This window comes from Halalkalibaculum sp. DA384 (assembly GCF_043951955.1).
Lineage (GTDB): Bacteria > Bacteroidota > Rhodothermia > Balneolales > Balneolaceae > JAMQKA01.
The window spans coordinates 1-489 of the sequence record NZ_JBINJE010000119.1 but is presented as its reverse complement, the minus strand read 5'-3'; the positions used below and the strand labels follow the sequence as shown (position 1 = coordinate 489).

Sequence of the window (489 nt, the reverse complement as noted above, 5' to 3'; positions counted from 1 at the left end):
CACCAAAATGAGATGGAATTCCAGATGCGCAACTGGTACTACTTCACCTGGCTGTGCGGGGACCATATCATGGAGCAGCATATCCACAACATCGATGTGGCCAACTGGTTTATCGGGGAATACCCGGTCTCGGCCCAGGGGATGGGCGGGCGCGAGGTGCGCACCGGTTCCAACCACGGGGAGATATTTGACCATCATTTCGTGGAGTTTACCTACCCGAGCGGGGCCGTTGTCGCCAGTCAGTGCCGCCACCAGCCCAACACGATGAACCGGGTGGCGGAATTTTTCCAGGGAACCCGGGGCACCATCGACATCAGCGGGGACCGCGGGATCCTGAAGAGCTGGGATGGGGAAACCCTGTACAACCACGATGCGGAGAATGATCCGAATCCCTACCAGCAGGAGCACGATGAGCTGTTTGCCGCAATCCGCAACGGCGAGCAGATCAACGATACCGAGAACGGCGCCAAGAGTACGCTGACGGCCCTG

The 489-nt window shown here is 59.1% G+C and carries 1 protein-coding gene; it reads left to right on the top strand.

The features are described from left to right. A partial coding sequence (locus tag ACG2E4_RS18515) for a Gfo/Idh/MocA family oxidoreductase (protein WP_395277515.1) occupies positions 1-489 on the top strand: 489 nt, incomplete at both ends.